This window comes from Streptomyces sp. NPDC057424 (assembly GCF_042803315.1).
Lineage (GTDB): Bacteria > Actinomycetota > Actinomycetes > Streptomycetales > Streptomycetaceae > Streptomyces.
The window spans coordinates 62,833-79,116 of record NZ_JBHVCP010000027.1; the positions used below are offsets into that span (position 1 = coordinate 62,833).

General features: G+C 70.4%; 13 protein-coding genes and 2 tRNA genes. 8 read left to right on the top strand and 7 right to left on the bottom strand.

What is annotated here, in order from left to right; translation table 11 throughout:
• Positions 1-94: 94 nt before the first annotated feature.
• From ACFU3E_RS21895 to ACFU3E_RS21920, 6 genes are all read right to left on the bottom strand, one after another.
• Positions 95-167, bottom strand: a tRNA-Glu gene (locus ACFU3E_RS21895).
• 21 nt (positions 168-188) lie between these two features.
• A tRNA-Gln gene (locus ACFU3E_RS21900) sits at positions 189-260 on the bottom strand.
• 88 nt (positions 261-348) lie between these two features.
• Positions 349-1,080: an HAD family hydrolase gene (locus ACFU3E_RS21905; protein ID WP_384160611.1), complete on the bottom strand. Its 732-nt coding sequence runs from the start codon at positions 1,078-1,080 to the stop codon at positions 349-351.
• Positions 1,081-1,906: 826 nt separating this feature from the next.
• Positions 1,907-3,391, bottom strand: a complete 1,485-nt coding sequence (gene gltX, locus ACFU3E_RS21910) for a glutamate--tRNA ligase (RefSeq protein WP_384160613.1) — start codon at positions 3,389-3,391, stop codon at positions 1,907-1,909.
• On the bottom strand, positions 3,384-4,160 hold the full coding sequence (locus ACFU3E_RS21915; protein WP_384160617.1) for a fumarylacetoacetate hydrolase family protein: 777 nt from the start codon (positions 4,158-4,160) through the stop codon (positions 3,384-3,386). The genes gltX and ACFU3E_RS21915 overlap by 8 nt, the downstream gene beginning before the upstream one ends.
• Before the next feature lie 173 nt (positions 4,161-4,333).
• Entirely contained in the window at positions 4,334-4,510 is a 177-nt protein-coding gene (locus ACFU3E_RS21920) for a hypothetical protein (protein WP_384160620.1), read from the bottom strand.
• A 617-nt stretch (positions 4,511-5,127) separates the two neighbouring features.
• On the opposite strand from ACFU3E_RS21920, the gene ACFU3E_RS21925 reads away from it, so the two are divergent.
• From ACFU3E_RS21925 to ACFU3E_RS21960, 8 genes are all read left to right on the top strand, one after another.
• On the top strand, positions 5,128-8,994 hold the full coding sequence (locus tag ACFU3E_RS21925) for a nitrate- and nitrite sensing domain-containing protein (RefSeq protein ID WP_384160623.1): 3,867 nt from the start codon (positions 5,128-5,130) through the stop codon (positions 8,992-8,994).
• Between the two features lie 9 nt (positions 8,995-9,003).
• Positions 9,004-9,417, top strand: coding sequence for a roadblock/LC7 domain-containing protein (locus tag ACFU3E_RS21930; RefSeq protein WP_031138073.1), 414 nt, complete (start codon positions 9,004-9,006; stop codon positions 9,415-9,417).
• A gap of 110 nt (positions 9,418-9,527) precedes the next feature.
• Positions 9,528-9,923: a DUF742 domain-containing protein gene (locus ACFU3E_RS21935; protein ID WP_030851927.1), complete on the top strand. Its 396-nt coding sequence runs from the start codon at positions 9,528-9,530 to the stop codon at positions 9,921-9,923.
• Positions 9,904-10,479, top strand: a complete 576-nt coding sequence (locus ACFU3E_RS21940; protein ID WP_104781463.1) for an ATP/GTP-binding protein — start codon at positions 9,904-9,906, stop codon at positions 10,477-10,479. The genes ACFU3E_RS21935 and ACFU3E_RS21940 overlap by 20 nt, the downstream gene beginning before the upstream one ends.
• Positions 10,480-10,855: 376 nt before the next feature.
• Complete coding sequence (locus ACFU3E_RS21945; RefSeq protein WP_384160628.1) at positions 10,856-14,182, top strand: nitrate- and nitrite sensing domain-containing protein; 3,327 nt, start codon at positions 10,856-10,858, stop codon at positions 14,180-14,182.
• A gap of 10 nt (positions 14,183-14,192) precedes the next feature.
• Positions 14,193-14,606, top strand: a complete 414-nt coding sequence (locus tag ACFU3E_RS21950; RefSeq protein ID WP_003993185.1) for a roadblock/LC7 domain-containing protein — start codon at positions 14,193-14,195, stop codon at positions 14,604-14,606.
• A gap of 94 nt (positions 14,607-14,700) precedes the next feature.
• A complete protein-coding gene (locus ACFU3E_RS21955) occupies positions 14,701-15,279 on the top strand; it encodes a DUF742 domain-containing protein (protein WP_384160631.1) in 579 nt (192 codons plus the stop codon).
• Positions 15,260-15,841 carry an ATP/GTP-binding protein gene (locus ACFU3E_RS21960; protein ID WP_014675207.1) on the top strand — a complete coding sequence of 194 codons (582 nt, stop codon included), beginning with the start codon at positions 15,260-15,262 and terminating at the stop codon, positions 15,839-15,841. Before ACFU3E_RS21955 ends, ACFU3E_RS21960 begins: the two co-directional genes overlap by 20 nt.
• Positions 15,842-16,076: 235 nt before the next feature.
• Here ACFU3E_RS21960 and ACFU3E_RS21965 read toward each other — a convergent pair whose 3' ends face one another.
• On the bottom strand, positions 16,077-16,271 hold the full coding sequence (locus ACFU3E_RS21965) for an acyl-CoA carboxylase subunit epsilon (protein ID WP_384160634.1): 195 nt from the start codon (positions 16,269-16,271) through the stop codon (positions 16,077-16,079).
• Between the last annotated feature and the right edge of the window lie 13 nt (positions 16,272-16,284).

The window sequence follows — 16,284 nt, forward strand, 5'->3', positions numbered from 1 at the left end:
ACCGGCGCTACCGCCTTGAGAGGGCGGCGTGCTAGGCCGCTACACAACGGGGGCCCTAGCAGTCCCGAGATGATCGTCGATCGCTCGGAACCAGTACCCCCGACCGGATTCGAACCGGCGCTACTGCCTTGAGAGGGCAGCGTGCTAGGCCGCTACACAACGGGGGCGATGCAGATGAGCTCTGCGAGCTGGCCTACCTGGACTCGAACCAAGACTAACTGAACCAGAATCAGTCGTGCTGCCAATTACACCATAGGCCACTGGAACGCAAGCCCCTGGGGGATCTTGTTCTAGTAGTGCGCCTGGGGTTCCGGCCTTCCGGCCCGCTCCCGCGGCGCAGGAAGAACATTACCCGAAGGTGGACGGGGCTCCAAAACGAGTATCCGAGCCGAGCAGGGACGGCAGTTCGGCGAGGGAGGCGATGCGGTGGGGCCCGACGGGCGGCTCGATCGTGGCGTGGAGGCCGCCGCGGTCGATCCACACCGACAGCAGGCCGGCGTCGGCGGCACCCCGTCCGTCGATCTCCGGGTGGTCGCCGACGTAGGCGACCTGGTGCGGCGGCAGGCCGAGGGCGGCGCAGGCCGCGAGGAAGGCCCCCGCCTCGGGCTTGGAGACGCCGAGTTCGGCCGCGCACAGGATGCTTTCGAAGCGGTCGTGGACGCCGAGGACCCGCAGCTTGCGGTCCTGGACGTGCAGGCTGGAGTTGGAGAGCACGGCGTGCCGGTGACTGACGGTGAGGGCGTCCAGGACGGGCAGTACGTCCGGGAAGAGGGCCCAGACCGCCTCGTAGTGGGTGATGTACCGCCGGAACCACGCGTCGGCCTCGGCGTCGGTGAGGTCCTGGCCCAGGAAGACCCGTACCCGGTCGCGCCGCTGCGCCTCGAACGTGACCTCGCCGGCGGCGAAGCGCGCCCACTGCAGGTCGGTGATCTCCCGCCAGTGGCTGATGGCCTGCTCGACGGTGTCGTAGCGGTCGAGCAGGCCCTCGGCCGTGAGGTGGGCGCGCATGCCGAGGCGGTCGGCGGTGGTGTAGTCGAAGAGGGTGTCGTCGACGTCCCAGACCACGGCTTGGATGCTCATGCTCCGACCGTACCCACCGCGGGGCGCTCTCAGCACGGGGTCATGGTGCCGGTGGGAGTGCGGTCCGGGCCCTGGTCGTCGCGGGAGTGGGGGGTGAGCTTCCAGGTCTGGTGCCGCCCGTGGCGCCGCCGCCGGTGCCGGTGGTGCCGTCCCGCGAAGGGCGTACGGCGGCCCCGGCGAAGGCGCCGGTCAGCGTGCGGAGGGGTCTGCCGGAGGCGTTGCCGAAGCGGTCGACGGGCCGGCGGCCGTTGCCGCCGCCGGTGTTCCGGTCGGCGGCGGGGAGCCCGACCAGGGCGGGTGCCGGCCGTGCCGGTGTGGAAGTCGGGGAGCGGCAGTTCGTGGGGGGCGCAGTTCTCTCGGAGCGGGAGGCCGTCGGCGAGGCGGGCCGGGCCGGTGTCGGCCGGGCCCGTGATCCGGCGGTCGGCGGCCTCGGAGGGCTGGACGCCCGCCGAGCTGCCGCGGGACCAGTACGGCCAGGTGCTGACGGCCTGGATGTCGGCGGGGTGCGGGGGGCGCCGGTGCGGCGGTGGTGGTCGTGCCGGGCTTGGGGTTAAGGGGGCCTTTCACTGTGAACGTCCGATCAGGTCGCGTGGTCTGGCAACGCGGCGAGGCGCGGTGCCAGGCCGCGCGACCCGGGCGGGCACAGTGAAAGGACCCCTAAGGCCGGTGACCGGGCCCTGCCCGGGGCCCACATGCAGAGGGCGTCCAACGTCACGCCCAGGGACGGGAGTTGGCCGGAAGGGTGAGATCCGGGTGGCGGCTGGGCGGACACGGCGGGGGCGGCACCCGAACCGGATGCCGCCCCCGTCGTATGAGGTGTCGCGCGTTACGCGGCCAGCTTCGCCAGCGCCGCGTCGATCCGGGCCAGGGTGGTCTCCTTGCCCAGGACCTCCAGGGACTCGAACAGCGGCAGCCCGACCGTGCGGCCGGTGACGGCGACGCGGACGGGGGCCTGGGCCTTGCCGAGCTTCAGGCCGTGGGCCTCGCCGGCGGCCAGGACGGCCTCCTTGAGCGACTCGGCGGAGGTCCAGTCGGCGGCCTCCAGCTTCTCGCGGGCGGTGCGCAGCAGGGCGTCCGAGCCCTCCTTCATCGCCTTGGTCCAGGAGGCCTCGTCCTCGGCCGGCTCCGGCAGGAACAGGAAGTCGACGTTGTCGGTGATCTCGGAGAGGACCTTGAGGCGGGTCTGCGCGTGCGGCGCGATGGCCTGCCACTTCGCCTCGTCGAAGGCCTCCGGGGTCCAGGGGGCGAACGGCGCCTGGAGCCACGGGCGGCAGCGCTCCGTGAAGTCCTTCACGTCCAGCAGGCGGATGTGGTCGCCGTTGATGGCCTCGCACTTCTTCAGGTCGAAGCGGGCCGGGTTGGGGTTCACGTCGGAGATCTCGAACGCCGCGATCATCTCGTCCGTCGAGAAGACGTCCTGGTCGGCCGAGAGGGACCAGCCGAGCAGGGAGAGGTAGTTGAGCAGGCCCTCGGGGAGGAAGCCGCGCTCCCGGTACAGGTTGAGCGAGGACTGCGGGTCGCGCTTGGAGAGCTTCTTGTTGCCCTCGCCCATCACGTACGGCAGGTGGCCGAAGGACGGGATCTCCTTGGCGATGCCCAGCTCGATCAGCGCCTTGTACAGGGCGATCTGGCGCGGGGTGGAGGAGAGCAGGTCCTCGCCCCGCAGGACGTGGGTGATCTCCATCAGGGCGTCGTCGACCGGGTTGACCAGCGTGTACAGCGGGGCGCCGTTGGCGCGGACGATGCCGTAGTCCGGGACGTTCTCCGGGGTGAAGGTCAGTTCGCCGCGGACCAGGTCGGTGAAGGTGATCGTCTCGTCGGGCATCCGGAAGCGGACGATCGGCTCCCGGCCCTGGGCCTTGTACTCCTCGGCCTGGGTGTCGGTGAGCGCGCGGCAGTGGCCGTCGTAACCGGACGGCTTGCCTGCGGCGCGGGCGGCCTCGCGGCGGGTGTCCAGCTCCTCCTGGGAGCAGTAGCAGCGGTAGGCGTACCCGCCGTCGAGCAGCTTCTGCGCGACGTCCTTGTAGAGGTCCATGCGCTGCGACTGGCGGTACGGCGCGTGCGGGCCGCCGACCTCGGGGCCCTCGTCCCAGTCGAAGCCCAGCCAGCGCATCGAGTCGAGCAGCTGGGTGTACGACTCCTCGGAGTCGCGGGCGGCGTCGGTGTCCTCGATGCGGAAGACCAGGGTGCCCTGGTGGTGCTTGGCGAACGCCCAGTTGAACAGGGCGGTGCGGACCAGACCCACGTGGGGGTTACCGGTGGGCGAGGGACAGAAACGGACGCGTACTGGAGTGCCGGGTGCGCTAGCCACGCTTGACAACCTTGTTGGTGAGAGTGCCGATGCCTTCGATGGTGACGGCGACCTCGTCGCCGACGTTCAGGGGGCCGACCCCAGCCGGGGTGCCCGTGAGGATCACGTCGCCGGGGAGCAGCGTCATGGCCTCGGAGATGTTGACGATCAGGTCCTCGACGGAGTGGATCATCTCGCTGGTCCGGCCCAGCTGGCGCTGCTGGCCGTTGACCGTGAGCTGGATGGTGAGGTCACTCGCGTCCAGGTCCGTCTCCACCCAGGGGCCGAGCGGGCAGGAACTGTCGAAACCCTTGGCCCGGGCCCACTGCTTCTCACGCTTCTGCACGTCGCGGGCGGTGATGTCGTTGGCGCAGGTGTAACCGAAGATCACGTCCTTGACGCGCTCCCGCGGGACCTCGCGGCACATCCGGCCGATCACCACGGCCAGCTCGGCCTCGTGGTGCACCTCCTCGGAGAAGGAGGGGTACTGGATCTCGTCGCCGGGGCCGATCACCGAGGTCGACGGCTTGAAGAAGGCGAAGGGGGCGTCGGGCACCTCGTTGCCCAGCTCGCGCGCGTGCTCGCCGTAGTTGCGGCCGAAGGCCACGACCTTGTTGGGGAGCACCGGCGGCAGCAGCCTGACCTTGTTCACCGGCACCTTCGTACCGGAGAGCTCGAAGTCCGCGAACGGGATGCCCTTGATGATGTCCAGGACGAGCTCGTCCTGCTTGTCGCCCTCGATGGCGCCGAAGGCGACGTTCCCGTCGATGGAGAACCTGGCGATGCGCACGGTGTGCTTGGCCCCTTGACTGAAGCGGCTGGAGTCTGACGCTCCAGGCTAACGCGGGGACGTGTCCCCGCCCCGCGCATTATGAAGGGGCGCCCCTGTCGCGGGGGCGCCCCTGGAAAATCCGTGTCCGGCCGCCATGAGCATCCGGCGGCCGGCACGCGTACTACCTGGTGTCACTCCGCGGCCGCGGCGGCCGCGACGGGGATCTCCATGAGGACGGTGCGCTTGGGGTTTGCGGTCTGGGCCGGGAGTTCGACGGGGTGCTCCGGCTGCTCCGGCGTCTGCAGTTCGTCGGCGTCGTCCAGGTGTGCCAGCGTCGTGCGTCGCGGGTTGGCGATCTTGTGAAACATCGTCGTCGTCTTCACTGTTTACTTGACCCTGTCCTGTGACGGGCGCCGGGAGGGTGTGTGAACCCCCGTACGGGCGCGGGTTGTCGGTTGTGCCATCGCTGTAAAGCGTCAGGCTAAACATCCGATTCCCCGGTCCAGTCGCGCGAAGGTCATGATCAGCATGTGAGTTTTCTCACGACTCAGAGGGCAAATCAGTCAATACGGACTCGCACCCCACCCCAACGAAACGGACAATGGCTCACTGAAGCCATCATTCCGCTCCTGATCATGGCGACTGGGACACGCGGCACGACCGGGCGACTCGCGGACTTACGTCCGAAATGAGCGAACTCGCCTTCTACCGCCGGTGATCCGGCCCTCACATGGTGTCACCTACATCACGGCTCGGCCTACGGGCCTTGTTGCAGATCCTGTGCTGTGCTGGAATCTCACGGACCGCCGCAGGGTCGAGCCGGCGCACAGGGGGCGCACAGTCGCGCCGAGTGGCGGCCAGAGGGTGAGCCAGCGCCGGTCACTCACGACCACCACGGGGGCGTTTTTCAGGGCGTCCCCAGAACGCCGACACCGTGCCCCGCCGTTCAGGCGACGGGGTGCCTGGTCCAGAGGTTGCGACGCTAGTGCAGGGACGTTTCAAGAGGGATGGCAACGCTTCGGCGGAGCCGGAGCCGCACGGCGGGACTGGCCCCATGAATGGCGGCCCCTCGCCCCAGCACGCCCAGAACCAGGGCCCGGCCGGTGACGGCGGTGAGCGCTCCGGGCGCCCCGGCACGTCGGCCTCCTCGGAGTCCGCGGGCCCTTCCCCGGCGCTGAAGACGCCGACGGGCCCGACCGGCCCCGGGCCGCGAATAGCCCTGCGCAACTGGCGCATCTCCACACGACTGGTGTCACTGCTCGCCCTTCCGGTGGTCGCGGCCACCTCGCTGGGCGCGCTGCGTATCAACCAGTCCATGGACGACATCCAGCAGCTCGACAACATGAAGCTGCTGACGGACATGACCAAGCAGGCCACCGAGCTGTCGGCCGCGCTCCAGGAGGAGCGCGACCAGTCGGCCGGCCCGCTCGCGCACGGCGGCAAGGCGACCGACTTCACGGTCAAGGGCCTGCGCGAGAAGACCGACCGGGCCAGGAAGAACTTCCTCGACAGTTCCGAGGAGATCGACGGCGCCAGCAAGGACGGCAACCTCAAGGGCGTCCGCGAGTACCTCGTCCAGCTCGCCGGCGAGCTGGGCGACCTGGAGCAGATCCGCAAGGGCGCCTACGCCTCCGAGGGCAACTCCACGCAGACGGTCGAGGCGTACCACCGTCTGATCGAGAACCTGATCGACCTCTCCCAGGACATGGCCGAGGCGACCAGCAACCCGGACATGATCCAGCGCACGCGTGCGCTCGCGGCGTTCTCCTCCGCCAAGGAGTACTCCTCGATCCAGCGCGCCGCCCTGGCGGCGGCCCTGCCGGCGAGCAACACGACGACCGGCAAGCTCTCGTCGAACGACCGGCTCTACGCCGAGTCGGCCCTGGAGAGCCAGAAGTCCGAGATCCGCAGCTTCAAGAGCATCTACGGCGAGGACTCCGCCGCCGAGCTGCTGAAGCCCATCGAGGACGGCGGCAACTCCACCATCAAGGCGACCGACACCTACGCCGGTCGCGCCCTGGTCTCCGCGAGCGGTCTCGCCCAGCAGGACAAGCGGTCCTACCGCGACTGGCTGGACGACAGCTCCACCAAGATCCAGCAGATGAAGAACATCGAGCACACGCTGCTCGAGGAGATGGAGCAGAAGGCCCGCGAGCTGCGCAGCGCCACCGAGCGCGACGCGATCATCTCCGGTGCCCTGATCCTCATCGTGCTCGGTGTGTCGCTGGTCGGCGCATTCGTCGTGGCGCGGTCCATGATCCGCTCGCTGCGCCGCCTGGAGGACACCGCGACCAAGGTCGCCTCCGACCGTCTGCCCGAGCTGGTCAAGCAACTGTCCGAGTCCGACCCGCAGGACGTCGACACGTCCGTGGAGTCGGTCGGTGTGCACTCCCGGGACGAGATCGGCCGGGTGGCCGCGGCCTTCGACGACGTGCACCGCGAGGCGGTCCGCCTCGCCGCGGAGCAGGCCCTGCTGCGGGGCAACGTCAACGCGATGTTCACCAACCTCTCGCGGCGCTCCCAGGGCCTCATCCAGCGTCAGCTCTCACTCATCTCCGAACTGGAGTCCCGCGAGGCCGACCCGGACCAGCTGTCCTCGCTGTTCAAGCTCGACCACCTCGCCACCCGCATGCGCCGTAACGGTGAGAACCTCCTCGTCCTCGCCGGTGAGGAGCCCGGCCGCCGCTGGACCCGTCCGGTGCCGCTGGTCGACGTGCTCCGCGCCGCCGCGTCCGAGGTGGAGCAGTACGAACGCATCGAGCTGGCCTCCGTGCCGACCACCGAAGTGGCCGGCCGGGTCGTCAACGACCTCGTGCACCTGCTCGCCGAGCTGCTGGAGAACGCGACCTCCTTCTCCTCGCCGCAGACCAAGGTCAAGGTCACCGGTCACGCACTGCCCGACGGCCGTGTGCTGATCGAGATCCACGACACCGGTATCGGTCTGTCGCCGGAGGACCTGGCGGCGATCAACGAGCGGCTCGCCTCTCCCCCGACGGTGGACGTCTCCGTCTCCCGCCGCATGGGTCTGTTCGTGGTCGGCCGGCTGTCCCAGCGGCACGGCATCCGCATCCAGCTGCGCCCCTCCGACTCCGGTGGTACGACCGCGCTGGTCATGCTGCCCGTCGATGTCGCCCAGGGCGGCCGGAAGCCCCAGCCCAAGCAGCCCGGTCAGCCGCCGGTCGGTGGCGGCGGTCCGGCCGCCGCGCAGGCGGCCGCCGGTGCGGCCGCGGCCCGGCGTGCCGCCGGTGCCGGCCAGGGTGCCGGTGCCCTCGGGGCCGGTGCGTCCGGCGGTGCCTTCGGTGGCGGTGCGTCCGGCGGCGGGCGGCTCGGTCCCGGTCAGAGCCCGCGGGCCGCGCTGCCCGGGCGGGACGCGGACGGTGGCCGTCCGGGAGCGCCGGGCGGTGCGCGCGGACCGCAGGGTCCCGGCTCGTCGGCGTTCGACCAGGGCGGTCCCTCGCAGGGGCGTCCCTCTCCGGCGGGTGCCGGTGCCGGGTTCGGCCAGCAGGCGCCGGGTGCCCCGCAGGGTCTGCAGGCCGCGGGCACCAACGGGCCGCAGGGCCAGGACGCCTTCGGCGGTGGCCGGAGCCGGAAGAAGCAGGGCGGCAACGCCGAGCAGGGCAAGGGGCGCAGGCCGCAGCTGCCGCCGCGCGGAGGCCCGCGGGCCGAGCTGCCCGGCGGCGACGCGCAGGCTCGCGTGCCGAGCTGGAGCGACGAGAACGCCCAGCCACCGGTCCCGCGTGCCTCGCTGGACGCCCCGCGCGGCCATGAGGACCAGGACGTCGCCCGTACGTCGTCGTTGCCGCGCGTCGACGACCGGCAGGGCCCCGGTTCGACGTCGGAGATGCCGGCCGTGCCGCGCGACGACGACCGGCAGGGCCTCGGCTCACCGGCCGACTTCGGCGCCGCTCAGCAGGCGGATCCGTTCGGCCCGGGCGGGAACGCGCCGCAGGGCCAGGGCGGGTTCGTCCGACCGGACGTCTTCGGCACTCCGGGCGGCCGCCGCGACCCGTCGTCCACGTCGGGCCAGTACCCGGCGCCGCAGTCCTACGACAACAACGGCTCCACCGGCCAGTACCCGGCCCCGCGCCAGGACAACGGTTCGACCGGCCAGTACCCGGCTCCCCAGTCGCAGTCCTACGACAACGGCTCGACCGGCCAGTACCCGGCCCAGCAGTCCTACGACAACAACAACGGCTCCACCGGCCAGTACCCGGCGCCCCGCCAGGACAACGGCCGGCCGCCCCTCCCGGGTCCGGCCACTCCGGCCGACCCCACGGGCACGGGCCAGTTCGAGCGGCCACAGGGCAACGGCAGCCGGAACGGGTCGGACTTCGGTGCCCCGCGTCCGCCCGCCCCGCAGGCCCGGCCCGTCCGGCAGGAGCCCGAGGCCCTGCCGCCGGCGTCCGGTCCGGGCGACGGTCGTACGCCGCTGTACGACACGCTGGAGACCAACTGGTTCCACGGCCAGCAGGAGCAGCAGCAGCCGCAGAACAACGGCTCCGCTCCGGCCGCCCCTCAGCAACCGCAGGGACCCACCGGTCCTCAGCGGTCCGCCCCCGCCGGCTGGCGCACCTCGCCGAACGACGACCTCGTCCGTCAGGCCGAGCGAGTCCGCCAGCCCGCCGCGGGTGGTGTCACCACCTCCGGCCTGCCGCGCCGGGTGCCCCGGGCGAACCTCGTCCCGGGCACGGCTCAGCAGCAAACCCACCAGAGCGGTCCGCAGGTCTCGCGTTCGCCCGATGACGTGCGCGGCCGGCTGACCAATCTCCGTCGGGGAATCGCACAGGGTCGTCAGGCCGGGTCCACCCAGACCGGCAGCCACCCACGGCCCACTCACCAGCAGGAGCGTTAGTTGAGTCCGATGAGCCAGGCGGCACAGAATCTCAACTGGTTGATCACCAACTTCGTGGACAACACCCCCGGGGTGTCCCACACCGTCGTCGTGTCCGCCGACGGTCTCCTCCTGGCGCTGTCGGAGGGCTTCCCGCGCGACCGCGCGGACCAGCTCGCTGCCGTCGCCTCGGGTCTGACGTCGCTGACGGCAGGCGCCTCCCGGATCTTCGAGGGCGGTGAGGTGGCGCAGACGGTCGTGGAGATGGAGCGAGGGTTCCTCTTCCTCATGTCCGTCTCGGACGGCTCGTCCCTGGCGGTGCTGGCTCACCCCGAGTGCGACATCGGCCTCGTCGGCTACGAGATGGCGCTCCTGGTCGATCGCGCGGGCGCCGTCCTCACCCCCGACCTGCGAGCTGAGCTCCAAGGCAGTCTGCTTCACTGATCGGCCCCGGCACCACCCGTCTCACCACATCACCGTCCGGCCGCCACACACCCCACACCGGCCCCGTCTGACGGCTTGCTGACCGACTTGTCGTCCCGCCCGGAGGACCCATGACCCCGCCCACCGCCTCTCATGATCCGTACGCGGAGCCGTACGAGGACGAGGGCGACCAGCCGCTGGTCCGGCCGTACGCTATGACCGGCGGCCGGACCCGGCCGCGCTACCAGCTGGCCATCGAGGCACTGATCAGCACGACCGCGGATCCCGCGGCGCTCATGGGGCTGCTCCCGGAGCACCAGCGGATCTGCCACCTGTGCCGTGAGGTGAAGTCGGTGGCCGAGGTCTCGGCGCTGCTCAACATGCCGCTGGGTGTGGCCCGAATCCTGGTCGCGGACCTCGCCGAGGCCGGTCTCGTCGCGATCCACCAGCCGGGCGGCGACGACGCCACCGGCGCACCGGACGTGACACTGCTCGAAAGGGTGCTCAGTGGACTTCGCAAGCTCTGACGCGGGGCGGTCCACCACTTCCGCGAAGATAGTGGTGGCGGGCGGCTTCGGCGTGGGCAAGACCACGTTCGTGGGCGCCGTCTCGGAGATCAACCCGCTGCGTACCGAGGCCGTGATGACCTCGGCCAGCGCGGGCATCGACGACCTGACCCACACCGGGGACAAGACCACCACCACGGTGGCCATGGACTTCGGCCGTATCACCCTGGACCAGGACCTGATCCTGTACCTCTTCGGTACGCCGGGCCAGGACCGCTTCTGGTTCATGTGGGACGATCTGGTCCGCGGCGCCATCGGCGCGGTGGTACTCGTGGACACCCGGCGCCTGGCCGACTGCTTCCCGGCCGTCGACTACTTCGAGAACTCGGGACTTCCGTTCGTCGTCGCGCTGAACGGCTTCGACGGACAGCAGCCCTACCAGCCCGAGGAGGTGCGTGAGGCGCTGCAGATCGGACCGGACACCCCGATCATCACGACGGACGCCCGGCACCGGGCCGATGCGAAGAGTGCCCTGATCACGCTGGTCGAGCACGCTCTGATGGCACGGCTGAGGTAGCACCCAATTCAGGAGCGCCATACGGCAGTTGTCGTAGATACACCGGAGCCGACTGTGTCCTTTGACACGGTCGGCCAAGGTGTTCATAACGTTTCGGCAGAGGAATCGGGTGGTATGGCCACGCGTCGCGCACACCCGGTCTCGCTGCGCGCACGATCGCCCCGCCTTTTGGCGGGGCTCGCTCTTTATGACCGTTTTATCTGGGGCTTACATCACGTCGATTCCCCGCCCCGGACTGTTTGGAAGAGCGCAGGTCGTCGTGCTGGAATGCCTGAACTGCCCAATAGTCAATGACGTACTCGTCCGTCGCTTGCGTCCGGGGCTCTGAACACTGCGGCACAACGTTGGTGCCGACCGCCGAGAGGTTGTTGGTCGAGTGAGGCGAAGCAAGAACAGTCCCGAGCCGTCGGCCCGGGGCAACTTCACCCCGCCGCCGCGCACAGCGGCGCCCGCCCCCGCGTCCGGTTCGGAACCGACGGCCGCACCCTCCGAGAGCGGCGGCCGTCTCTCCCCGCGCAACTGGCGCGTGGCGACCAGGCTGAACGCGATCCTGCTCATACCCGTGCTGGTCGGCCTCGTCATGGGCGGCTTCCAGGTGAAGAGCTCGATCGACACCTGGCAGGAGGCCGAGGACGCGGAGAACACCGCGCGTCTGGTCCGCGCCTCGCTGCTCTACGCCAACGCCCTCTACATCGAACGTGACACGTCGGCGGCGCCCCTGCTGAAGGGCAGCGCCCAGAGCGCCCAGGACAAGGCGACCGTCACCCAGGTCCGCAGGGCCACCGACGAGGCGTCGGACGCCTTCGACGCCGCAGCGCAGAACATGCCGGCCAAGCCCGGCCTGGAACGCCGGCTGGATCTCTTCCGCAAGGCGGAGCCGAAGCTGGCCACGCTGCGCCAGGTCGCGTACACCTCCAAGCTCAAGGGCGTGCAGACCGAAGAGGGCTACGTCGAGGTCGCCCACCCGCTGACGGAGTTCGCCAACGAGCTGGGCCTCGGCACCGGCAACATCACCAGCTACGGCCGGACCGTGTACGCCATCGAGCTCACCAAGGCGGCCCTGTCGCTGCAGCGCTCCATCGGCATGCACATCCTGGTCAAGCCCGGCCCGGACGACGGCAACCTGGCCAGCCAGCGCATCGCCCTCTCCTCGTACGCCTACCTCGAGCGCATCGCCGTGCAGGAGTACATCGGCGGCGGCACCGAGGAGGACGCGGCCAAGCTCAAGGCGGCCGAGGCCAAGCTGAAGACCGACGGGGCCGCGATGGCCCGGGAGGCCAAGGCCAAGAACCCGGACTACGTCCCGCCGCCGTCCAACCCGACGACCATGGTCTCGGGCGTGGCGACGCTGCAGAGCACGGACCCGAGCGCGCGCGCCGCACTCGCCGAGAGGGGCATCACCGCCGAGAACTGGTGGGCGGTCAACACGCTCAAGTTCAACGCGTACGAGAAGATCGAGACCGAGCTGGCCGACAAGGCGGTGAGCGAAGCCTCCGACATCGCCGACGACGCCCAGCGCGACGCCTACATCACCGGTGCCGCCGTCGTGGTCGCCCTGCTCCTGGCCTTCATCCTGGCCGGTGCGGTCGCCCGCCAGATGAGCCGCTCGATGCGCCAGCTGCGCAACGCCGCCTTCGGGATCGCCGAGCAGCGCCTGCCGATGCTGGTCGACCAGCTCTCCCGCACCGACCCCGGCCGCGTCGACACCCGTGTCCAGGCCATCCCGATCACCACCACCGACGAGATCGGCGAGGTCGCCCGCGCCTTCGACCAGGTCCACCGCGAGGCCATCCGGCTCGCCGCGGAGCAGGCCCTGCTGCGGGGCAACATCAACGCGATCTTCACCAACCTGTCACGTCGCAACCAGTCGCTGATCGAGGGCCAGCTGACCCTGATCACCGACCTGGAGAACAACGAGGCCGACCCGGACCAGCTGGAGAACCTCTTCCGCCTGGACCACCTGGCGACCCGTATGCGCCGCAACGGCGAGAACCTCCTCGTCCTCGCCGGCGAGGAGCCCGGCCGCCGCTGGGACCAGCCGGTCCCGCTGGTCGACGTGCTGCGCGCCGCCTCGTCCGAGGTGGAGCAGTACGAGCGCATCGAGCTGTCCGGGGTCCCGGAGGCCGAGATCCACGGCCGGGCCGTGACCGACCTCGTGCACCTGCTCGCCGAGCTGCTGGAGAACGCCACGACGTTCTCCTCCCCGCAGACCAAGGTCCGCGTGACCGCGACCCGTCTCCCCGACGGCCGGGTCATGATCGAGATCCACGACAAGGGCATCGGCCTCACCGCCGAGGACTTCGCGGACATCAACCACAAGCTGGCCAACCCGCCGACCGTGGACGCCGCGATCTCGCAGCGCATGGGCCTGTTCGTGGTCGGCCGGCTGTCCGACCGGCACGGCATCCGCGTCCAGCTGCGCCCCTCGGGCGAGCAGGCCGGAACGACCTCGCTGGTCATGCTGCCGGACGCGATCACCCACGGTGGTGGCGGCGAGCAGCACGTGGACCGCGACGAGTTCACCGTCTCGCAGATCATCCCCGAGCAGAACTTCGGCGGCGAGAACTTCGGCCAGCCCATGCGCACGGCGGCGGAGCTCGGCTTCGACGACAGCCGCTACACCGACGTCCCCGACGACATACGCGAGCTGGACCCCGTCGGCCGCTCCCTGATGCGCGAGGAGCGCCGGGCGGCCCTGGAAGCCCAGTCGAGCGAGCAGCCCGCGCTGCCCGGGCAGAGCGGCCAGGACGCCAACCAGGCGACCGGGTACCACGACGAGTACAACGGCCGGCAGGGCTACGACGCCGGGCAGGCCTACGACACGGGCCAGTCCGGCTACCCGGAGCAGCAGCCGTCCGCGTACGACCGCCAGGCGCCGTACGAGGAGCAGCAGGCGTCGTACCAGGAGCAGCAGGCGTCGTACCAGGAGCAGCAGCAGACGGCGTACGAGGAGCCGCAGCAGCCTGCGTACGACGAGCAGTACTACGCGCCGAACGGCGGTCTGCCGCAGAACGACACCTTCTCGCCGAACGGCGGCTACCCGGAGCCCTCCTATGCGGAGCCGGCCCGGGAGGAGCCCTCGGGGCAGGGCGCGGGTGGGCAGGGCGGTTTCGCCGCGTTCGAGCAGCGGCGCCACCAGGACGACTGGCCACAGCAGGACGGCTACCAGAACGGCCACCCGAGCCAGTACCCTTCTCAGGCCCCGGAAGCGGAATCTGCGCAGGCCGCTGACGCGAGTGAGCAGGACCGCGTAGGCTTCGACCGTCCGGGATCGGGCCCCTCCGCCGCTCACACGATGACCGACGCCGGGCTTCCCCGCCGTGGACCCACCGCGAGCGGTGCGAACGGTACGGGTGGCGCACGGCATGGGAGTCAGGAGCCGCCGGCCTCCACTCCGGAGAACAACGGCGACAGCTGGCGCTCGGCCAACGACGAGCGGTGGCAGCAGGCCTCGCAGCTCCGGAAGCCCAAGGCCGGCGGGGTCACCTCCTCCGGCCTGCCGAGGCGGGTACCCAAGGCCAACCTGATCGAGGGAGCCGCCGAGAACACCCCCCAGGGAGGCCCTCAGGTCTCCCGCGCCCCGGAGGACGTCCGGGGCAGGCTGAGCAACCTGCGCCGAGGCGTACAGCGCGGGCGCAGCGCAGGCAGTGAAACGAACGGCCAGGGCTTCGGTCCTGACAGCACCTACAACCAGGAGCGTTAGTGTGAGCCCGATGAGCCAGGCGGCACAGAACCTGAACTGGTTGATCACCAACTTCGTGGACAACACCCCGGGGGTGTCCCACACGGTGGTGGTCTCCGCCGACGGACTCCTTCTGGCGATGTCCGAAGGCTTCCCCCGCGACCGCGCCGACCAGCTCGCGGCCGTCGCCTCCGGTCTGACGTCGCTGACGGCGGGCGCTTCCCGGATCTTCGAGGGAGGCGCCGTGAACCAGACCGTTGTGGAGATGGAGCGGGGATTCCTCTTCATCATGTCCGTTTCCGACGGCTCGTCCCTCGCCGTTCTGGCACATCCGGAGGCGGACATCGGCCTCATCGGGTACGAGATGGCGCTGCTGGTCGACCGAGCCGGTACGGTCCTGACACCGGACCTTCGTGCAGAGCTCCAGGGGAGCCTGCTCAACTAACAGACGGACGGTGCGATTTGGCGTCCCGTGGCCGTAAGGTTTCGGGACGCGGCTCCACAGCGATGGGTGCCAGGCACAGTCGGAGGAGGAGAAAGTGGCAACACCCCCAGGCGGTTCGCCTTCGGGCAACTGGTCGTACGGCCCTGCCCAGGGCCAGGGCGACGGTGGTCAGAACCCGAACCGTTACAACTTCCCCTCCGCACCGAGCCACCGGCAGCCGTACGCGCCGCAGGGCCCCGGCCCGTCGCCGTACGACCAGCCGCCGGCCCCGCGTATCCAGCCCGTGCAGCCGCAGCGCCGCACCCCCGAGCCGTCGCCCGCCGGGGCGTCGAACAATCCGTTGGTGCGTCCGTACGCCATGACCGGCGGCCGGACCCGCCCGCGCTACCAGCTCGCCATCGAGGCGCTGGTGCACACCACTGCGCAGCCGCACCAGATGCAGGGCCAGTTGCCCGAGCATCAGCGGATCTGCAACCTCTGCCGGGAAATCAAGTCGGTCGCCGAGATCTCGGCGCTGCTCACGATCCCTCTCGGCGTGGCCAGGATCCTCGTCGCCGACTTGGCGGAGGCGGGACTGGTCGCCATCCATCAGCCCGGCGGCGACGAGAGCGCCGGCGGCCAGCCAGACGTGACACTGCTCGAAAGGGTGCTCAGTGGACTTCGCAAGCTCTAGCGGAGGGCCTTCCCGCTCCACCACGTCCGCGAAGATCGTGGTGGCTGGCGGCTTCGGCGTGGGCAAGACCACGTTCGTGGGTGCCGTCTCGGAGATCAATCCGCTGCGCACGGAGGCCGTGATGACGTCTGCTTCGGCGGGCATCGACGACCTCACCCACACCGGGGACAAGACGACCACGACGGTCGCCATGGACTTCGGACGTATCACCCTGGACCAGGACCTGATCCTGTACCTCTTCGGTACGCCGGGCCAGGACCGCTTCTGGTTCATGTGGGACGACCTGGTGCGCGGCGCCATCGGCGCGATCGTGCTGGTCGACACGAGGAGGCTCGCCGACTGCTTCCCCGCCGTCGACTACTTCGAGAACTCGGGACTTCCGTTCGTCATCGCGCTGAACGGCTTCGACGGCCAGCAGCCTTACACGCCCGACGAGGTCCGGGAAGCCCTCCAGATCGGTCCTGACACCCCGATCATCACGACCGACGCCCGCCACCGGGCCGACGCGAAGTCGGCACTGATCACGCTGGTGGAGCACGCGCTGATGGCGCGCCTGCGGTAATCGCCGCGTCCGTCCGGCGGCCCTCGTTCCTCCTGTGGGAGGGGTGGGGGCCGCAGTGTTTTGTCCGGGGGGCGCGGTGAGCGCGGAGGCGGCGGCGTCACGGCTGGGCACGACGGGTCTCCTGCGCCGGGAGAGCCACCCTCGGCATCCTGGGCGTGGGCGTCACCGGCGCGTGACCACACGCCGCGGCCCCGCCCTCCCCAAGGAGGACGGGGCCGCGAGGGCGTGAAAGAGCTCAGCGCCAGCTGTGCGGGGCCCGGAAGCCCGGCTCGCGTTCCAGGCGGCGCCAGCCCGCCTTGATGCGGCCGCGGTGGGCCGGGGCCGGGTCCGTGGGGCGGGCGACGGCACGGGCCAGGAGGAGGGCCGTGATGGCGGCGACTTCCTCGGGCTCGGCGTGGCCCTTCTCGACGCGGATGTCAGGCGATTCCATGAGTGTCAGTCTC